The 19,317-nt window shown below is 45.1% G+C and carries 14 protein-coding genes, 2 pseudogenes and 1 CRISPR repeat array; of the genes and pseudogenes, 13 read left to right on the forward strand and 3 right to left on the reverse strand.

The features are described 5' to 3' along the window. Nucleotides 1-12: 12 nt before the first annotated feature. From cas8c to C7N83_RS16930, 9 genes and pseudogenes are all read left to right on the forward strand, one after another. Nucleotides 13-1,764 (forward strand): annotated as a pseudogene (cas8c, locus tag C7N83_RS04710) (type I-C CRISPR-associated protein Cas8c/Csd1); the annotation flags it as partial. 27 nt (nt 1,765-1,791) lie between these two features. After that, entirely contained in the window at nt 1,792-2,646 is an 855-nt protein-coding gene (cas7c, locus tag C7N83_RS04715) for a type I-C CRISPR-associated protein Cas7/Csd2 (RefSeq protein WP_106740990.1), read from the forward strand. 2 nt (nt 2,647-2,648) lie between these two features. Beyond that, nucleotides 2,649-3,251, forward strand: a complete 603-nt coding sequence (gene cas4 / locus C7N83_RS04720) for a CRISPR-associated protein Cas4 (RefSeq protein WP_106740992.1) — start codon at nt 2,649-2,651, stop codon at nt 3,249-3,251. A 26-nt stretch (nt 3,252-3,277) separates the two neighbouring features. Continuing rightward, the gene (locus C7N83_RS04725) at nt 3,278-5,029 is read left to right on the forward strand and encodes a hypothetical protein (RefSeq protein WP_106740994.1); all 1,752 of its coding nucleotides are present in this window, start codon (nt 3,278-3,280) and stop codon (nt 5,027-5,029) included. Between the two features lie 60 nt (nt 5,030-5,089). Beyond that, nucleotides 5,090-6,115: a type I-C CRISPR-associated endonuclease Cas1c gene (gene cas1c, locus C7N83_RS04730; protein WP_106740996.1), complete on the forward strand. Its 1,026-nt coding sequence runs from the start codon at nt 5,090-5,092 to the stop codon at nt 6,113-6,115. A 3-nt stretch (nt 6,116-6,118) separates the two neighbouring features. Further along, nucleotides 6,119-6,412, forward strand: a complete 294-nt coding sequence (cas2, locus tag C7N83_RS04735; protein ID WP_106740997.1) for a CRISPR-associated endonuclease Cas2 — start codon at nt 6,119-6,121, stop codon at nt 6,410-6,412. A gap of 179 nt (nt 6,413-6,591) precedes the next feature. Further along, a CRISPR array of direct repeats spans nt 6,592-7,218; the repeat unit is 31 nt; unit sequence CAGCCGCCTTCGTGCGGCTGTGAGTTGAAAC. Nucleotides 7,219-7,244: 26 nt separating this feature from the next. Next, nucleotides 7,245-7,505, forward strand: a complete 261-nt coding sequence (locus tag C7N83_RS14190) for a MarR family winged helix-turn-helix transcriptional regulator (RefSeq protein ID WP_146135094.1) — start codon at nt 7,245-7,247, stop codon at nt 7,503-7,505. Nucleotides 7,506-7,516: 11 nt separating this feature from the next. Continuing rightward, on the forward strand, nt 7,517-8,863 hold the full coding sequence (locus C7N83_RS04740; protein ID WP_106741011.1) for an MATE family efflux transporter: 1,347 nt from the start codon (nt 7,517-7,519) through the stop codon (nt 8,861-8,863). A gap of 95 nt (nt 8,864-8,958) precedes the next feature. Further along, nucleotides 8,959-9,228: pseudogene (locus C7N83_RS16930) on the forward strand (ABC transporter six-transmembrane domain-containing protein). Nucleotides 9,229-9,344: 116 nt separating this feature from the next. On the opposite strand, the gene C7N83_RS04755 reads toward C7N83_RS16930, so the two are convergent. Then, nucleotides 9,345-9,620 (reverse strand): surface lipoprotein assembly modifier, encoded by a 276-nt coding sequence (locus C7N83_RS04755; RefSeq protein WP_106741002.1) that lies wholly within the window; start codon nt 9,618-9,620, stop codon nt 9,345-9,347. Between the two features lie 257 nt (nt 9,621-9,877). Continuing rightward, on the reverse strand, nt 9,878-11,332 hold the full coding sequence (locus C7N83_RS04760) for a surface lipoprotein assembly modifier (protein WP_170064807.1): 1,455 nt from the start codon (nt 11,330-11,332) through the stop codon (nt 9,878-9,880). A gap of 333 nt (nt 11,333-11,665) precedes the next feature. On the opposite strand from C7N83_RS04760, the gene C7N83_RS04765 reads away from it, so the two are divergent. The 4 genes from C7N83_RS04765 (at nt 11,666) to C7N83_RS14195 (ending at nt 16,681) form a co-directional block, all read left to right on the forward strand. After that, nucleotides 11,666-12,706 carry a transferrin-binding protein-like solute binding protein gene (locus C7N83_RS04765; RefSeq protein WP_106741006.1) on the forward strand — a complete coding sequence of 347 codons (1,041 nt, stop codon included), beginning with the start codon at nt 11,666-11,668 and terminating at the stop codon, nt 12,704-12,706. A gap of 122 nt (nt 12,707-12,828) precedes the next feature. Then, entirely contained in the window at nt 12,829-15,195 is a 2,367-nt protein-coding gene (locus C7N83_RS04770; RefSeq protein WP_425437493.1) for a TonB-dependent hemoglobin/transferrin/lactoferrin family receptor, read from the forward strand. Nucleotides 15,196-15,277: 82 nt separating this feature from the next. Next, a complete protein-coding gene (locus tag C7N83_RS04775) occupies nt 15,278-15,898 on the forward strand; it encodes a biliverdin-producing heme oxygenase (RefSeq protein ID WP_106741007.1) in 621 nt (206 codons plus the stop codon). A gap of 480 nt (nt 15,899-16,378) precedes the next feature. Then, on the forward strand, nt 16,379-16,681 hold the full coding sequence (locus C7N83_RS14195) for a hypothetical protein (protein ID WP_146135095.1): 303 nt from the start codon (nt 16,379-16,381) through the stop codon (nt 16,679-16,681). 205 nt (nt 16,682-16,886) lie between these two features. Here the strand turns inward: C7N83_RS14195 and yccS are convergent, their stop codons facing one another. After that, complete coding sequence (gene yccS / locus C7N83_RS04780; protein ID WP_106741009.1) at nt 16,887-19,058, reverse strand: YccS family putative transporter; 2,172 nt, start codon at nt 19,056-19,058, stop codon at nt 16,887-16,889. Nucleotides 19,059-19,317 lie beyond the last annotated feature (259 nt).

Below are 19,317 nucleotides of genomic sequence, written 5' to 3' on the forward strand. Positions count from 1 at the left end.
ACGAAAAAAGTAGAGAAATTAACCTTTAATCTTTATGCAGATCAATTAGATGGCTGGTGTCAAAATACAAAAAATGCAAAAGTATTGGCGATACAAAAATATATCCAGAAGGGGCGTGTTTTAACTGATTTAATTGCAGCCAAAATTGTGCCCATTGACGATAATGGAAATTTACTCAATAACTGGATTGACACCAAAGATGGCAAAGAAAATAAACCTGCATTATTTAGTGTGTTAACCAAAGAACAAGGCGTATTTGAAATTCGAAAAGCGTTGGTTGTTTGGTCGGTTCGGATTTCAGTTAATGTTGACCCTGAGACTTGGACAGATAAAGAAGTGCAGAAAAGCTGGTCGGATTATTATCAAAGCACGCTGCTCAAAGAAAATTTCTGCTTAGTTACAGGGGATGTGCAAAAAACACGGGAAAGCCATCCTGCCAAGCTAACTTATTCTGGTGATAAAGCCAAATTGATATCCTCTAAAGATACCAGTGGCTATACCTTTAGAGGGCGGTTTGAGACGGCAGAAGAAGCCAGCAGCTTGTCAGCTGATGTATCACATAAAGCACATGCAGCGCTACGCTGGCTAATTGGTCGCCAGGGAATTCGTGGCGAACCAGTCACCGTTGTTTGGGCAATCAGCGGCGAAACCGTGCCATCACCGCTACAGGATAGCTACGACTATATTAATAATGACGATGATGATTTGGCAATTGTAGAAACAGACAATACAAACAATAGGCCGTCCGAAAGCAGCAGCCAAAAAGATTGGTCTACCAATATCGGCAAAACAGCCGCTGCACTCATCAAAAAGAAACTGCACGGTTTCAAAGCACAATTAAACAAACATGAGCAAATTTCCTTATTGATGCTGGATAGTTCAAGTGCTGGGCGCATGGCATTAACCTATTATCAGGAATTTTTGCCTGAAAACTATTTTGCCAATCTGGATGCCTGGGTTGATGATTTTTCATGGTACCAACGCTATTCGCGTGAAACAAAAGACGGCAAAAAGAAAACCAAACAACCCATTTGGCCGATTGTTCCGCCATCCCCTTATGCGATTTATGAGACGGTTTATGGAAAGGTATCGGATAGAGACGGAAAACTTAAAAAACAACTGTATGCCCGCTTATTGCCCGTCATCGCAGGTGGGAAAAACGTTCCTATTCCTGACGATTTGATGCAACAAAGTTTTCAGGCAGCCTGCAATCCTTTTATAAAGTATCAAAACAAAGATGGAGAAAAGGAGCAGAAAAATCATTGGCAACGAAACATCGGCGTGGCCTGCGCCTTATATCGGGGCTACTACGCCCGTCATCATAATCCATCAAAACGGAGAAACTACCCTATGGCTTTAGATAAAGAAAATAATTCGCGCGATTATTTATACGGCAGATTGATTGCTCAAGCTGAAAGATTGGAATGGTATGCCTTATATTTGCAAAATGGCAAGAAAGAACCTACGAGGGCAACCAATGCAGAACGTTATTTTCAGCAGTTCGCCCAGCAGCCATATAGCACATGGCTGAATCTTGAAAAATCCTTGGTTCCATATAAAAATTATTTAATCAGCCATGGAAAAAATTTTTATAAACAAGCCATTGGGGAGATTATGGATTTGTTTGATACAGAGGAATATAAAAGTGATGCAAAATTAACAGGTGAATTCTTGCTTGGCTACCATTGCCAATTGATGGAAATAGCTCGTCAAGTTGCCGAGCGTCAAGCTACTAAGCAAAAGAAAACCGAAGCAAGTGAATAAATAACCAACATTTAAAGGAAAACCCAAATGACAAACCAAGCGAGCTTAACTAAAAAAATCGACTTCGCCCTGATTCTCAGCGTGCAAAATGCCAACCCCAACGGCGATCCCTTAAACGGCAACCGCCCCCGTGTGGACTTTTCAGGTATCGGTGAAATGACCGATGTCTGCTTAAAACGCAAAATCCGTGACCGATTGCAAGATAGCGGCGAGGCTATTTTTGTACAGTCGGATGAAAAGAAAACCGACGGGATGACCAGCCTGGCCAATCGAGCTAAAGACAAAGAAATTGGTTTGGGGGCAGATGCCTTTAATCCGAAAAAAGCCAATAAAGACGAAACTGCCAAAAAAGCCTGTGAAAAATGGCTGGATGTGCGCAGCTTCGGGCAAGTGTTCGCCTTTGGCAAAAGCGATGACGCTTCAGGAGTGTCGATTGCCGTGCGCGGGCCGGTTACCATTCAGTCGGCTTTCAGCGTCGAACCGGTTATCGTGACCAGCACCCAAATTACCAAAAGCGTGAGCGGTGAAGGCGATGGCAGTAAACGCGGCTCCGACACCATGGGCATGAAACACCGCGTAGATAAAGGCATTTATGTCGCTTATGGTGCGATGTCGCCGCAATTGGCAGAGCGTACCGGATTTAGTGATGCCGATGCCGAAAAAATCAAAGCTGTGTTGAGCAAATTGTTTGAAGGCGATGCCTCTTCTGCCCGCCCTGAAGGTAGTATGCAAGTGCTTAAACTGATTTGGTGGGAACACAACTGCAAATCAGGGCAATACTCATCAGCCAAAGTGCACGGCAGTTTGCGCATAAATGCTGACGGCAGCTATGAGCTCAACAATCTGGACGGGCTAAAAGCAGAAGAGATTGACGGTTTTTAAGCATGCGCACCATCTCCCTCTCCGCCCTGCAACACTATGCCTTTTGTCCAAGGCAGTGTGCCTTGATTCACAACGAACAAGCGTGGGCGGAGAATTTTCTCACTGCACAGGGCAGAGCATTGCATGAGCGGGTGGATTCGGGCGAACCGGAAACCCGCAAAGGCATACGCTTTGAACGCAGTGTGCATGTGTCGGCAGAAAAATTGGGCATAAGCGGCATTCTCGATATGGTGGAACACGAGCTGGCAACAGGCCGTCTGAAACCCGTCGAATACAAACGCGGCAAACCCAAACCTACGCCAATGGACAAAATCCAGCTCTGTGCCCAAGCCCTGTGTTTGGAAGAAATGACCGGCAAAACGGTGGGCGAAGGTGTGTTGTGGTATCAGCAAACCCGCCATCGCGAGCCGGTATTGTTTTCAGACGGCCTCAGGCAGGAAACGCTGGCGGTGATTGCCAAAGTGCGGTTGCTGCTGGAAAGCGGCGAAACCCCACCACCTGTGTATGGCAAACATTGCAAAGCGTGTTCGCTGTTGGAGCTTTGCCAACCTGCTTTGTTGAAAAAGGATAGGTCGGGGGAGTATGTGGCGAATCTTTATAGATAATTTATCAAAATTTATAAGTAGTGTTTATGAAACATTTCTTTGAATGTATCGAAAATAAACTAAGTGAAATGGATAAAGAGAAAAGAGAATTCGTTTTTTCTCTTATAAACAATCCACTTTCTGCGCAACACGCAGAAATTAAAAAATATATTCCAAGTCAATTTATATCAAATTTTTTGTTACTACAAAAAAATGCAATACAGGGAGCGAAATGTAAAAAATATTTTCTTCATAAATCGGTATTTCAATTTGGAATAAAATCGTACTGTTTAGATGAATATGGAAGAGAAAATATAATTTATAATCAGGTTCTTATTGAAAATGATTATCGTGAAAGAATTAAAGAAGATTTAATAAGAAACAACTATATGGAGTGGGGATCTTTATCTCAAAGGTCGCAAGTAAGTCTTTATGCTTTCTATGCATTAAGTGATTTAATTATATATATTTTACTACAGGTTATAAGTGTTTCTTCTGAAGGTTATTATAAGCTTGTTGAAGAGTATTTAATTCCTTATAAGATGATGTGGTTTTCTCGTTATTTTACTCAACAAAGTCATATTTCAGATTCTTTTATGCAAGGGGAAATTTTAAATTGCGATACTAGAGACTCCCTGAAATTTCAGAATTGGGTAAATATTGTCATAGATAAAAACCTTAGTATCCACCCTGATTATGTGAAATTTTTTAATAAAAAGGATAAAGAGGTATTTATAAAAATAAGAAAAAAAGTAGAGTTTATTTCATATTTATCTTTCAGATTAACAAAACATATCATTCAGAATAAGGAAAAATATGCTAAGGAAATTTATAATGATAGCGAGAGAAATTCTTTAGAAAATACCATTAATAGATCTGAAATAACCTCGTTTGGATTTTTAGAGGAAGAGATTGATGATTTTTTTGATAATATGGATAGTTTGAAAATATCCAAAAATGATCGAATAGCTACGGTGATAAATGATGAGTGTATTAGGATAAATGATATTAATTTAAAATTTTCACTACAGACAAATCTAAGCAAAGATTTAGCTAATATAGAAGAAAGAGGTATTTGGTTTGAAAATAAGTATATATTAAAGTATTTGAATGATGTCTTAGATAAAAAGAGATTTATGGTGACAGAAGGGATAAATGATCCAAAAGAAAAATATGATGCTGATATTATAATCTACGATAAAAAAAGTAACTTAATATATTTTTGCCAAATAAAACATAGAATAAAAACAATTCACCCGGCTTTTAGGGATGAATTCAGTGAGTACTACCACAATGAAGAATTAAAGAAAGGAGTAAAGCAATTATCTTCACTAAGAGATAAAGTTTTGACAAGTCAAGTAAAAGAACGATTAATATCCAGAATGGGTAAAAAGGTTGTGGCTAATTTAAATTTACTAAATGGCAGTCGGTTCATTTTGCTTCATTCAATTGAAAATCTTGATATGTGCACAAAAGATGGCGTTTCACTGTATGAGTGGAATACTTTTAGGAAAATATTGAGAGACGAGAGGAGTTATTTCAAGAATGGTGGATTGTGTTATACCTTTCGTGGGGATCAGATAGTTGATTTTTCAGATATTATAAAAACACAAGAATATTTAGCGGTGAATATGCAAAAAGAATATATTGCTTTAGGTGGTAAAAATGATCCAGTTTATCGTTGGGAATTATTAAAAAATTCAAGGGGGTTATTTGCTTTTAATACTGCAATTTGGTTGATGAATAAGCCTTTTTTTAAGTCGAAATGGCATTTATGGAATGTTCCATTAATTCTTTAATCAATACTTTTTGCATTGTTGCTTAATAATAAATATTAAAAATTAAGGTACTATCAATTTATGCGCAAACTCCAAAACACCCTATACATCACCACCCAAGGCACTTACTTGCACAAAGAACGGGAAACCTTGGTGATTGAGAAAACGGTTGAAGGCGAGCGGCAGAAGCTGTTGCAGTTGCCGGTGCATTCGATTGCGCATATTTTTTGTTTTGGTAATGTACTGGTGTCGCCGTTTTTTATGGGGTTTTGCGGGGAGAATAATGTCAATCTGGCGTTTTTTACCGAAAACGGGCGTTATTTGGGGCGTTTGCAGGGGCGGCAGAGTGGCAATGTGTTGCTGCGGCAGGCTCAGTACCGACAGTCGGAACATAATCCGGTGGCGATTGCGCGCAATATTATTGCGGCGAAAATCCAGTCGTCAAAGCGGGTGTTGCAACGCAGGCTGCGTAATCATGGCGAGCATGCCGAGGTTCAGACGGCCATTACTGCTTTGAATTTCAGCTTGAGCCAGTTACAGCGGGCGGATAATCTGGAGTTGATTCGTGGTATTGAGGGCGATGCGGCTTCGCGCTATTTCGGCGTGTTTCAGCATTTGCTGACGGAAAAGTGCGGTTTTGTGTTTAACGGCCGTAACCGCCGACCGCCGCGCGATCCGGTGAATGCGTTGCTGTCGTTTTTGTATAGCGTGTTGGGGCGGGATATTGGCGGTGCATTGCAAAGCGTGGGGCTGGATCCGCAAGTGGGATTTTTGCACGCAGACCGGCCGGGGCGCGACAGTTTGGCACAGGATATGTTGGAAGAATTCCGCGCCTGGTGGGTGGACAGAATGGTGTTGAGCCTGATTAACCGCGGTCAAATCAAGCCTGCTGATTTTGAAACGGAAGCCAGCGGTGCGGTGAATATCAAGGCGGATACGCGCAAGCTGATTTTTCAGACGCTGCAAGCCAAAAAGCAGGAAAAAATTATCCATCCGTATTTGCAGGAAGAAGTGGAAATCGGATTGTTGCCTTATATTCAGGCGATGCTGCTGGCGCGGCATTTGCGCGGCGATTTGGCCGAATATCCGCCGTTTTTGATGAGATAGTCTATGCTGATGTTGATTACTTACGATATTTCGCTGGAAGACCCCGAAGGACAGGCGCGCTTGCGGCGGATCGCCAAACTGTGTTTGGACTATGGTGTCAGGGTGCAGTATTCGGTGTTCGAATGCGACATCGCCCCCGACCAATGGGTACGCCTGAAAGCTAAACTCTTGGCCACCTACCAACCTGAAACCGACAGCCTGCGCTTTTATCACTTGGGCAGCAAATGGCGGCGCAAAGTAGAACATCACGGTGCGAAACCGGCAATAGATGCGTTTAAAGATACCTTGATTGTATAGCCCGCTAACCTGTTGTTCTCATGAAACTTCAGGGAGGTCGGCGAAGCTTGATTTCTTTAATAATTTGGATCAATGAACGGTTACTTAAATGTGATATAGTAACGATATGTGTTTTTGCAAGAACGATTGGCGAAACAGAGTGGAATAAACCTTGTTTGGCAAGCGTTTTGGCAGAGGCTCAGCCGCCTTCGTGCGGCTGTGAGTTGAAACACAACATCGCCGCCTTTTCCATCCGCGAACATTATCAGCCGCCTTCGTGCGGCTGTGAGTTGAAACCAAAGCAGAGGCATCACAGAAAGCGCAGACGCATCAGCAGCCGCCTTCGTGCGGCTGTGAGTTGAAACGCACTTTGATCGATGGCGGAAAACCGGCACTGATGAACAGCCGCCTTCGTGCGGCTGTGAGTTGAAACTCGTTTTCAAAACCGTAACCAAATCGTGGAATTTCCAGCCGCCTTCGTGCGGCTGTGAGTTGAAACACAACGGGAAACTGCCACCCGGTCCTTGTTTTGTCAGCCGCCTTCGTGCGGCTGTGAGTTGAAACAGGGTAAGCCGAACTCAACTGCAACGCAAATCGACCAGCCGCCTTCGTGCGGCTGTGAGTTGAAACTCGGACATAAGCGCGAATTGACCGACAGTGAAGGCCAGCCGCCTTCGTGCGGCTGTGAGTTGAAACGTATGAAAAGGCCGGTGATAGCGGTGTTCGGGCGTCAGCCGCCTTCGTGCGGCTGTGAGTTGAAACTGTTAGTACTACGACATGCTGTTTACAGCCCCGTCAGCCGCCTTCGTGCGGCTGTGAGTTGAAACAAAAGCAGATTTGCCAAGAGTGGCTGTTGCCCAAGCAAACGGTGTTCAACGTCTGCAAAGAGTTTAGAGAAAACGGCATTTTGCAAATCCATGACAATCTGGCCAACGGGCGGGAGCGGATTTTACGATTGACCGAAGTAGGCAAAGCCAAAGCCATGCCGCTACTCACCGCTCATCAAGCCTTGAGCGAGCGTGTGTTTGCAGAGTTTGGGCAGGAGCAGTCCGAGCAGTTGTTTGGCTTATTACAGCGGTTTTTGCAATTATTTCGGCAAACCATCGCCATCTGAGAAAAGTAATGATGAAATCAAATATAGAAAATACCCAATTGCTTGAACGCAGTCCGATTAGCCAATTATTTCTTAAATATGCCTTACCAAGTTTGGTAACGGTATTGTTTTTCGGATTGCAAAATATCGTCGATGGCATTGTTGTGGGCAACTATGCCGGTGCGGAAGCCTTGGGTGGGGTGAATATTGTTTTGCCGTTCTACAGTATGTTGATGGTTGTGGCATTCATCATCGGTACCGGTTGCCAAACCATCGTAAGCCACGGTTTGGGCGAAAACAATTTGCAAAAATCTCAAGATGCCATGACAACAGGGTTTTGGGCTTTAACGTTGGTCAGCATTACCATAACCGCCATCTTGCTGTTTTTTGCGGAACAATTTACCAAGCTACTCGGTGCCGACGAGGTATTAATACCTCACGCTTTGGGCTACCTGAAAGGATTATTGCCTTTTATTTTGCCTATTGCATTGTGTTTTTATTCAGACGCAATGCTCAAAGCCCTTGGACACCCTAAGTTTTCCATGTTGATGATGTCTTTTACCGTTATTTTAAATATCGCTTTTAGTGTGTATTTGGTGAAATATGCGGGCATGGGAACAATGGGTGCGAGTATGGCAACAGGCATTGCCTTTAGCATAGGATTGTTGATTTCGGCAATTATCACCTTCAACCCCAAGCAAAAATTATCCATGCTCAAGGGGCGGTTTTCAGGCAAATTGCTTTGGCAGTCGTTTTATAACGGTTCGTCGGAAGGCGTATCGGAAATGGCTTCAGCCGTTACGATTTTCGTGGTCAATCTGGCTGTGATCAAACTCATGGGGACGGAAGGGATTTCGGCTTTTACGGTAATCAATTACATCAATTTTACGGGCGTGTTGATTTTTCTGGGCATTTCAGACGGCTTAATTCCTGTGCTCGGCTACAACTACGGTGCAGGAAATTTTGAACGTGTGAAAAACATCTTTCGATATGCAGCAAAAATAAACATAAGCATTGGGATTGCGATATTTTTTGTTTTACAGTTTTTTGGCAGTTCGATTATCCAGTTGTTTTTTGATGATGCTGATAGTAAGGTATTGAATATTGCGACCTTAGGACTGTCTATCTATTCATTCGTCTTTTTGATAAACGGAATGAATATTCTGATTACCAGCTATTTCACCTCGCTTGGCGAAGCGGGAAAATCCATTCTGATGGCGGTGTGTCGGGGCATTGTTTTTATTGTGACAGGCGTAAGCATTTTGCCTCTGTTTTTCGGAATAAACGGTGCGTGGATAACCATTCCATTGGCAGAATTGCTGACGCTATTTTTAGCGGTTTATTTACTGATAAAAACCAACAAGAAATTCATCTTGTAATGGCGGTGGTTACAGCGTTTTTTACAGCTGTTTCGCCAAACCATCGCCGATGAACACAACAAGGAAAATAACGAATATGGCAGGCCTTAAAACATATCGGACACCAGCACCGCAAAAAATTGGCAATCACCTTTGGCATTGTCGCCCTTGAGAATCTATTGTTTTTGACTTATCCGCTGTTTGGGGCGTTTATGGTCAATGCGGTGATGGCGGGCAAGGTGTGGCACGCCTTGACCTATGCTCTGCTGGTGCTGATGATTTGACTGGTGGGGGCGACCCGCCGTGCGGTAGATACCCGCACTTTTGCCCGTATGTATGCTGCCTTGGTAGTGCCTGTGATTGTTGCCCAGCGGACATTAGGGTGAGATGTTGCCGTTTTATCTGCATGGGAATGAAAAAAGCTTCCTTGATAATTTAAGTAAGCTTTTTTGATCGTGAGTTAGACACAGATATTGGCCTTTTAATGTGCTGTGCCGTATGGTTAGAAATTTTTCTCAATTTCAACAAATAATTGTTGTTGGCTGCGCTTGGCCCATTTGGGTGTGCTCCGGGGTTTACGTGTCTCCCAAGTCAGTTTGGGTGTCAACCCGCGATAACTGAGCTTCGGGTGGGAGAACGAAGCAGAAAAGACGGCTTCGTAATTTTTCTGCGGATGGTAAACAAAATCGGTGTTCAAGGCTTGGCCTTTGTAGCGGCGTTGGCCGTATTGCGCGCTCAGACGGCTTTGTAAACCCGATAGTGAAGGCCATTCGGCCAGCCGCCTTCATGCGGCTGTGAATTGAAACGCAAATTTTGAGAATGTTGTACAGCAAATAGCTGACCAGCCGCCTTCGTGCGGCGGTGAGTTGATGTGCCTGCTGTTGTGTGAAAAGGCTGCCATACCCCTCGAAGAGGAGAAATCTGAGAAATTATGGGTATGTTGGGAATGAAAAAAGCTTACTTGATAATTTAAGTAAGCTTTTTTATCGTGAGTTGGACACAGGTATCGGCCTTTTAATGTGCTGTGCCGTATGGTTAGAAATTTTTCTCAATTTCAACAAATAATTGTTGTTGGCTGCGCTCGGCCCATTTATGTGTGCTACGAGTTTTACGTGCTTCCCAAGTCAGTTTGGGTGTCAATCCGCGATAACTGAGTTTCGGGTGGGAGATAGAAGCAGAAAAGACAGTTTCGTAATTTTTCTGTGTACGGTAAAAAAAATCAGTGTCCAAGGCTTGGCCTTTATAGCGCCGTTGGCCATATTGCGCGCTGAGACGGCTTTGTAATCCTGCCAGTGAAGGCCATTCGGCCAGCCAGCCTGTATGGATGAAACTTCGGGTGTATGCGGTATGGTTTGAGCGGCCGTTAAGCTGCGGTTGGCGGGGAAGAAACCAATTGCTACCCAGACCGATGAAAAGCAAGTGGTGGCGGCCGGCCGGTTTGGCCAGTGATAAAGACAAACTGTAGTGGTTGCCGTCATAAAGGGGCTGTTTTTCTTTAGGACGGTAATGCTGGCGGTAGCTTTCCGCATTGATTTGGATTTGTCCTTTATTTTGTGGCAGACGGTGTGTTCCGGTTATTTGCACGCCCAAGGCATGGGCCAGCATGTTGGGTATCAGGCGATGGTTATTTTTCGGTTTGCTCTCAAACTCATCACTACCTGCCAGTTGTGCCTGATAAAACGGCAGAATATTCAAGGTGTTTCGTGCGTTTTGATATTGCCAGCCCAAATGGCTGCGGTGCAAGGTATGGTCATACTGCGATTTTTTGTCAAAGTAATAGCTGGTTCCTCCCGTATAACTGCGGAAATACAGATTGTGATGGCCGGACAGCGGTGTGTTTTTTTCGATATTTAAACCATAATTAATGCCTGTTCCGCTCTCTTTTTGAGAAGGTTGGCAGCCGATAGGCGAGCAGTAGGCGGGAGCGGCATCGTTGATGTTTCCATTACGGCTCATGCTCAGGCTGCCGTTAAACTGCCATGTATTGTGTTCGCGGATTTTGTCGCGGTAGCGTCTGATATTGTGCCTGACTGCTTCAGGCAGGTCGTCTGAAAGGGCGGTTTGGGCAAACAGCATATCCGCTTCGGTCCATTGCTTATCTTCAAATAAAACAGCAGCTGTATCAAGCGCGATGCGTTCGTCTTGCGGATGAGATTGGTTAAGACGCTGATAGATATTGACGGCTTGACGATAATGGCCGGCATTTTTTTTCAGAAAGCCCTCCGCACGTTGAAGTAAAATCGGATTTTTTTCCGGCAGGGTTTCATAAGCGGATTTTAATGAGGCAATCAAATGCGGATCTTCAGTATTGAGCGATTGTTCGAACAAATAGTGAAGAAGCAGCGGTTGTTGTTTTAATGCTTCATTGTCGAGAATTGTTTCAACATTGGCTTGGATGGTTGTTTTTTCATCTTTTGGCGGCAGATCCCGGATAAATGCATTTTGATGCATGCTGTCGGAAACTTGTTCGAAGCGGTTTTCAGAGGGCATTGTGTCTGCGTTGGCATAAGCGGTAAGCAATATTGATACAGGCACCATCTTCAAAGATTGTAAAAATGCAGAGTTGTTTTTACCTGCTGTATCCAATGGTTTTTTATGTTTTTGAAGGTGTCCGATTAAGGAATTAAATTTTACTTTGTTTACAATAGGCATTATTTTTTAGTAATGAGTTTACGAATTATTTGTAATAATACTCCTTGGCGTGTATTATTGTAAAGAATTAATGTTCGATGCTTATAATAGAAAAATAAGCTTTTGAAAAATATATAAATTACTGATTTGGATGGAATGAATCCAGATTGAAATTTATGCGGAGAGTTTAAAATGATGAATTTATTATACAAGCATTCACTGCTGGCAATAGCATTACCATTACTGTTTTCGGCATGTGCCGGTGGTGGTCATGTCGATATTCCGAAAACGGTTGTTGCTTTACCTGAAACCAATGAACTGGCGGTAGGCAATATGACATCCAGTGATTGGCACGGCCCGCAAAAAATTGCTTCTGTAACTTTGCTGACAGATGAAAATAAGAAAGTAGAAATGTTGGAAGGCCGGGGAAGTTTGGGGCTGTATAAGGTTCTCAGTGAGAAATATAAATATAAGGGTGATTGGGTCGGTGCGGTAGAGCGAGAAACCAATGTAGATAAAGAAGTAATGGCATACAAAACACCAGACGGAAAATTATACGAACTTACCAATTTGACCGACCCGTTGGTTACTAATGCGTTTGGGGTGCAAGACACCAAAATGCCGACGGTTCATGCAGGGCAACCGCTAGCCGGTGGTGGCGAATTGTTGGTCTGCTGCAATAATGTTACTTCATCATTCGCACCGGGTGCCCGGCAAATGAAATACGGCGTTTGGCTGAGCGGTTCGGGTGAAGCTGATTTGTTTGTAGGAGGGGTTAAAGCCCGTGTGGACAAAATGCAAAAACCTTGGGACAGCACTTCACCTACACCGACAGGGCGTGCAACCTATGAAGTAATGGCTATGCGTTACCGCAACGGTAAGATTGCGACTTCTGCACATGATACTGCCACCCGGAATTCCATGCTGACGGTCAATTTCAATACCGGTTTATTGAGCGGTAAGATTTTGGGGAACAACGATTTTGGCAATGATATTGTCATCGATAAGGTAAAGGTTAACGGCAATACCTTTAGTGGAAAAGTTGTTTCGGGTGAGGTTGCTGGTAAAGTAGATGGTGCATTTTACGGCCGTTCGGACTGGGGTTCTGACGGGACTGAAATCGGCGGTAAAATCAATTTTGACAGCGATAAAACACTTAACAGTGTATTCGGTGGCAGCCGTATCCGTTACGATGCCAGAGATACATCCGACTCGTTAACACATATTGAGTAATACGGCCTGACGGCAGCAGGCCGTCTGAATATTTCAAACGGTCTGAATAACAACTGAATGACAATAAAAACATGAGGTATTTAAGCGTGAAGTCCAATACATTTAATTCCCGTCCTAAAATCATGCTGGTGGTTTTGTTGGGCGCATTTTCGGTACATGCGGTTGCTGAAACCGAAACAACAACCGCATCTGCTGCAGACGCTGAAGTCGAGTTGAATGAAATTCAGGTCAAAGGCCGTCGTACGCCGGTTCGGAACTTGGGCAAGGAGCGGGTCAAACGTCAAGAATTGGATGAAAATCTGGTTCAAGATATTCACGATATGGTGCGTTATGATCCGGGTATTTCAGTGGTGGAAGGCGGACGTGCCGGATCTAACGGCTTTGCCGTACGCGGGGTTGACAAAGACCGTGTTGCCATTACCGTTGACGGTCTTACCCAAGGCGAAAGCCGTTCTTCGGAAGCATTTCAAGAGATTTTCGGTGCATACGGCAATTTCAACACCAATCGCAATGCCGGAGAATTGGAAACCATTAAAGAAGTGGTGGTTCAAAAAGGAGCCGATTCGCTTGCTGCCGGCAGTGGCGCATTGGGTGGTGCAGTAATGTACACCACCAAATCGCCAAGCGACTATGTCAATGGAGAAAAACCGGTTTATGTCGGTGTAAAAGGCGGTTATTCCAGCCGAAACCGCCAGTACATGGGCAGTACGACTTTGGCAGGCCGTTTGGGCGGATTTGACGGTTTGTTTGTCTATACCGGCCGTCATGGGCATGAAACCAAAAACCATAGCGGGTCAGGCAGCGTGATTGTCAATGACTTTACCAATCTCGGCACGCCCAAGACGGGGCAACTGCGCATGGAACCTGATCCGCAAAATGTAAAGAGTAAAAGTACTTTGCTCAAAGGCGGTTATCACTTCAATGACAGCAACTATCTGAGCGGTGTTTATGAAGATTACCGTCAAGACCGGAAAACTTATGAATTGTCCAACCTGCTTGCCGCAGCCGGCGGTGATAATGGTGATACCCGTTTGCGTAATGATGTGAGTTACCGCAAACGTACCGGTTTGGAATATGAAAACTGGTTGGAAAACGGCCCTTGGGAAAAGCTGAAGCTCAACTACGACAAACAGAAAATCGAAATGACGACGTTGACTTGGGACTATCCGGTAGAGTTGAAAAGACGCAATGCTGAAATGATGTTCCGCCGTCGCGGCCTGTACCAGCATTCCGACAATTACAAACTTACAGCCGACAAGCAGCTTGATTTTGAAAATTTCAGTTGGAGCATGAACTACGGCGGCGGTTACAACAAATTGAAAAACAGCAACAGTAATTTGGAATATTTTGTTTATATGCTGTATCCTGAGCGCCGTACAAGTAACACGAATGAAAATGAGTTTTTGGTCAGCTCGCAAACGAAAAGCAAACATGCTTTCTGGAACAATACTTTCCGTTTCGGAGAGCAATGGAAACTTGGTTTGGGTGCCCGCTATGATGATGTCGAAATGAAAACGTTGGAAAGTGACTCCCTCAATCCCCATGTTAAGCGCCAGCTTGAGCTTAAAGGGATGTGGCAGAAGAAAGCCAAATTTAAAGCACCGAGCTACGCTGTGACTTTAGATTGGAGTCCGCTCAAGTCATTAACGCTGCAAAGTAAATACAGTACTGGTTTCCGTGCGCCGACTACTGATGAAATGTGGTTTTTCTTCCCTAATGATGCGTTTTACATTGAGCCGAACCCCGATTTGAAAGAAGAAAAAGCCAGAAATATCGAATTGGGCTTTAATTGGCACGGCAATTGGGGGAATCTGCAGTTGTCAGGTTTCCGCACGCGCTATAAAAACTTTATTGATTTCGTACATCTGGCAAACCGCCAAAGCCAGAGATATAATTTCAATACTATGTCTTTTCAAGACCATCGCGGTTCGATTGCACCCGTATACTCGAATATCAACCGCAGCAGTGCGGTAGTGAAAGGTCTGGAATTGCAGGGAACCTGGCAGCTTGGCAATATCGGTTTGCCTGTCGGTTCTTATGCAACTTTGGCAGCAACTTACTTGAAAGGCAGTGCTGATGGCGGGGTGGCCATTAATGCCATCCAGCCATTCAATGGTGTAATCGGTTTGGGCTATAAGCAACCTGAGGATCGTTGGAGTTTGGGGTTGAATGTGAGCTACTTTGCCCGTAAAAAAGCAAAAGATACGACTTTTGCCTACGATAGAACCAATGAGCCGTTTCCTTTTGTCCGCCACAGCCGCAATATTTGGCTGGCCGATTTGATCGGCCATTACAAATTCGGCAAACATGTTACGTTGCGTGCAGGGGTATTCAACCTGTTTGACCGCAAATACTATACCTGGGACAGCTTGAGAAGTATTCGTCCGTTCGGTGCGGTCAACCGTGTGGACAACACTACGCATGCCGGTATTGAGCGTTTCAGTGCTCCGGGGCGGAACTATATGCTGACACTAGAGGCGAAATTCTAAGAATTGCTTTATTTTTTCAGACGGTTTAATCTATCAGCCGTCTGAAAACATTATTCAGCCAACAAACAAATAGGAATGTAACATGAGTAACAACGCTTTGACTTTTGCCGAACGCTTGAAAGAAGAAAATCATGCCGTACATGACAGTGTAGATAATCTGGTGATGTCGGTTCAGCCGTTCGATACCAAAGAAAATTATATTAAGTTTCTGAATCTGCAAACAGTTTTTCACAAAGTTGTGGATCGCATCTACCATGATGCCGAGCTCAATCAAAAAATCCCTGCATTGTCTTCAATGGCACGTTATGATGCAGTAGTCAAAGATTTAGCGGATTTGGGGCAGCCGGAATACGTTCATCAAGGCCAATTGCCCACACCTGAAGGCAATAAAGCCATCGGCTGGCTTTATTGTGCCGAAGGTTCGAATTTAGGGGCAGCCTTTTTATTTAAAGCCGCCAAGCAGAAATTGAGTTTTGATGAAAACTTTGGTGCGCGCCATTTGGATGCGCATCCTGAAGGTCGTGGTAAACACTGGCGTGAATTCCGCGAACACCTCAACAATTTAGGTTTGGATAAACCTGCCGAAGATGAAGCGATTGCGGGCGCAAAAGAAGCATTTGCTTTTTATAAAGTGATTCTGCGCGAAGTATTTGGTTTGCCTGCAGGGGCAGAAGCACCGATGCAGGCTCCGGTTCATGGCTAATCGGAAAAATATAAAGTCCCTTGGATTCACACACCAAGAGCAACAACAGAAATTAATGGTTTGAATAAGCCCAAGAATCGATTACCCGACGTATCATAAGCAAGCGTTTTTCTCGGTTGGTGGTTGGGTTTTTCTATTTTTTTTCTTCATCCGTGATCAGGTTGAAAACCGTCTGCTTCGGGAAAGACTGTCGCAGCAATCCGTTGGTGTTTTCCACCAAGCCCTCACCTGTGGATGAGAAGGATAGCCGAAGCAGGTTTTGGCGTCCGGCTTTTCGGTAAATTTTTTGTGTTTGTAAAACCCTCTGCCGTTATCCAAAGTCAGGGCGGATACTTTATTTTAAATTTTTTCATGGCATTTGACAGTAGCGCGGGCGCTGCTTTTGGACGGCTTGTGCGGTATTCCGGGTAAATACCGTATCTTGGTTCCCGGGTCAGGTGCGCGTAGCGGATGGCAATCTTTCTTGTCAGGAAAGATGGTATGCTGCCGCATACCGGCCTGTTCTTTTGGAAAGTTGTTGCACTTGCTATGGGAGTTCCAAGGCCGTCTGAAAGATGGGGATATTTTTCCAATCTTCCAGACGGCCTTTGTTTGAGTTTGCATATTGATATTGACAATCGGTCTGAAAAATATCCAGCAACTTGCAGTCAAAATAAAGTTCAGCAGCTATTGTACAAGACAATAACGATTCCTATAAAAAACAGGCCGTCTGAAACAACTCTGTTTCAGACGGCCTGTTACAATCCATCGGTGCCGTATTTTATTTCTTCACAGCAGGCATAGCGGCTTTTTTCGCAGCAGACCTCTACGATACGGCGGCTTCCGATTAAATACCGCGGCTGATACCTTTCATATTTTTCAACGCTTTCTTACGCTTAAATGCTATGTTGTTTATATTTTAAAAACCGCTATGCCTGCCACAGCGGCGTATTCATTACTGTCGACGTTCAAAGTTTGTGAGTAGGGCAAGGGTCTCGGCCTGTATGTTTTAAGACGCGGCAAGTTCAGATTTTTCTGATTCTGCGGCTTCAGTTTGATGATGTAAGGCTTGATAACAAGGTTGCAGCTGGCGGGCAATCAGGCTCAGTTGCTGCCACAAAATATGGTCTTGGCGGTCGGACGTAAGGTTGCGCAGGTCTTCCAAATCGTGAAGCAGTTGGTTTAAGGCCGTCTGAAAACCGGCGGCGTTTTGCTGCGGCATGTGTTTTAACAGCGCGGCAGTTTGTCGGGCGGTTTGGTAGAACGCAGCAGTAAAGGCATCGTCGGTTTCTTGTGCCATTTCGTTACGATAGGCACCGAGCGCAGAAATATAGCCGGTCAGCGCGTAATTGGTTTTCAAAAGGTTGAAGCCGTCTGAAAGCTGACTGCCGTATTTATCCGGCTCGCTGCTCATGTCGGACAAGGTGCTGCTCAAGGCGGTGATGCGTTCGTGAGCTTGGCGGCGAACGGTGCGGTAACTGACATCGTCGCTGCGGCCGTGTTGCAATTGCGCGAGAATTTTTTCCAGATATGCGCCGTTGCCGGAAACTGCCAGCGCCGATGTGCGGTCAAGCGTGAGGTAACGCCAGTCCGGCCACAAATAAGACACGGCCACCCACGCCATTGCCGAACCGATGATGGTATCGATAATCCGCCACGGCATGGCGGAGTACACATTGAGTCCGGCCAAAGAAAAGCTGGTCAGGGCTTGGATGGTGATAAAAAAGGTTGAGAAGCTGTATTTATAGCTGCGACTCATGAAGAAGAGGGTAGTGCTGGCGATGACAATCCATAATTTGGTTTCTACCGACGGCGTGAAATAAGGTACCAGGGAGCCGACAATCACGCCTAAAATCGTACCGGCGATGCGGTGGTAAACGCGGTTTTTGGTGGCGGAATAGTTGGGTTGACACACGAACAGCACGGTCAGCAAAATCCAATAGCCGAGATTAAGACCGAGTATTTCGACCACGGCGCAAGCTATGGCTACCACCAGCGACAGGCGTACGGCATGGCGGAACACAGTGGATTCCAAATTCAATTGGCTTTTCACGCGCTGCCAAATGTGTTTCAAACCGTCGTGGCTTTCTAAGGCGGTAATGCGGGTGACATCCGATTCACCCTCAAGCGCGGTAATGTTGTCGCTGTTTTCCAATTGTTTGAGTTGATGATCGACGCTGCTTAAATTATTGAGCAATTGTCGGATATTGTGCACTTCATGACTGTCGGGGCGGCTGTCTGAAAACCATTCCAACGACTGGAGGCAGCCTTCCATTGCGCGCGTCAAGCGTTTGCTATAATGATAGACTTTGCCGCTGCGCAAGGTGCCGGCGACATTGCGGCATGCTTGTCCCTGCATTTCCAGCAGGCGGTGGATACGGAAAATCAGGTCGGTGTTTTTAAGCTTGTCGGCTAATTCGCGGTAATCGACGTGGGCGGAACTGATGCGTTCGTGAATGTCTTGCACGGTGAAGTAATGGCGAAGCATGCGGGCAGTGCGCGGGTGGCGGTGTTTGCCGCGCATACGGTAGAACAGGGCGGCGCGGCATTGGTTGAAGGCATAAATCACGCCGGTGTTGCGCATGGCCAAGTCAATTTGGCGGTTGCCCAGCCATGCGGCTTCATCGGGGTCGAAAAAATCGGCTTTGGCATCGAAATAGTCGCCCAAGCGCTCATACGCATCCGCCATGCGTTCCTGCACAGGGCGGTGGGGGAACATCATCTGGAAAACCAGCGTGCAGGCGCTGTATAACACCGTGCCCAGCAGAATCATCACAGGGTTGGTCAGCCAAAAGGTTTCCGGTGTGTAGGTCAGCGAAGTGTAGGTCGCTACCGCCAGGGAACCGAAAGCAAACGTGCGGTAGCGTTGGCTGAGCGCGCCCAGCAGCGTGAAGAAAAATGTCATCGCGGTCATGGCGGCGATAAATGGCCAGCCTGTGCTGAGCGTGAGTTGCGCCGACAAAGAGGCAATGGTAAACAACGCCACCGTAATCACGATGTTTTTCAGACGGCCTGTCAGGCGGTTGTCTAAATCAACCAAACCGCCGGCAATGATGCCCAATACAAACGGCATGGCAAGAGCGGGCATGTTGATGTACCAAACACTGGTGGCAGCAATGAGTACACTGACGAATACTGGCAGCGAAGTCATAATCAGCGGCTTGAGCGGCGGGATTCTCATGATGATGTGGGTATAAAGTAAAATAAAGGGAATTTTAGCAGAAATCGGCAGGCCGACCCGAAATGGCAGGCAAAATCCCGGGGCTGTATTAGATTAGCAGTTGTGTTACCCATTCGAAAATGAAGATAACACACTGTAAATTATCTGAAAAAGTACAAAAAAAACAACTTGGGTTTTTGTACCCGGAGTTACTGCCCGTCCGGCTGCCGGTTTATTGGATATCCACCCCAATGCAGCAGCGTTGTTTACCGTAAAACCC

The organism is Neisseria iguanae (assembly GCF_003013245.1).
In the GTDB taxonomy this organism is placed as follows: Bacteria; Pseudomonadota; Gammaproteobacteria; order Burkholderiales; family Neisseriaceae; genus Neisseria; species Neisseria iguanae.